Annotated in this window: 1 pseudogene; it reads left to right on the top strand. The window is 61.6% G+C overall.

Annotation, left to right across the window (positions count from 1 at the left end):
* Positions 1 to 264 precede the first annotated feature (264 nt).
* Positions 265 to 500: pseudogene (locus tag PQ627_RS19905) on the top strand (HhH-GPD-type base excision DNA repair protein); the annotation flags it as partial.

Genomic DNA, 500 nt, shown 5'->3' with positions numbered 1-500 from the left:
CCCCCCAAAACATCACCCCGACCGGAACACCACACAAAGCAGCGCACCACAACAGGGCCATTGGAAAAGAAGAGTTATTTTTGGCCGCCTACCGAACCGTACACACCTTCCGGCTTTCCGTTTCGCACCCGGCGACTCAGAAAACAATACACGCCCCACAACCCCAACGCAAATCCACCACCCACCACCCCCAAACCAACCCCCAAAACCCCACCACACCGCCGTCGAACACCACCATGACGGAGGCCGCCTGCCGGTGGGAGGATGGGAGGCATGGAACTGCACATCACCGGCGATGCCGCCGCGGATCAACTGCTCAGTGAGGACTCGTTTGCCCTGCTGACGGGCATGCTGCTGGATCAACAGGTCACCATGGAGTCCGCGTTTGCGGGTCCGGAAAAGATCCGCACCCGCCTCGGGACCCTGGAACCACGCGTTCTCGCAGCACAGGACCCTGCCGGTTTCGTCGAACTGTTCAAGCAGCGGCCGGCAGTCCACCG

Origin of the sequence: Paenarthrobacter sp. AB444, from assembly GCF_028736865.1 — a bacterium.
GTDB classification, from domain to species: Bacteria; Actinomycetota; Actinomycetes; order Actinomycetales; family Micrococcaceae; genus Arthrobacter; species Arthrobacter nicotinovorans_B.
This window is presented reverse-complemented; position numbering and strand designations above follow the sequence as displayed.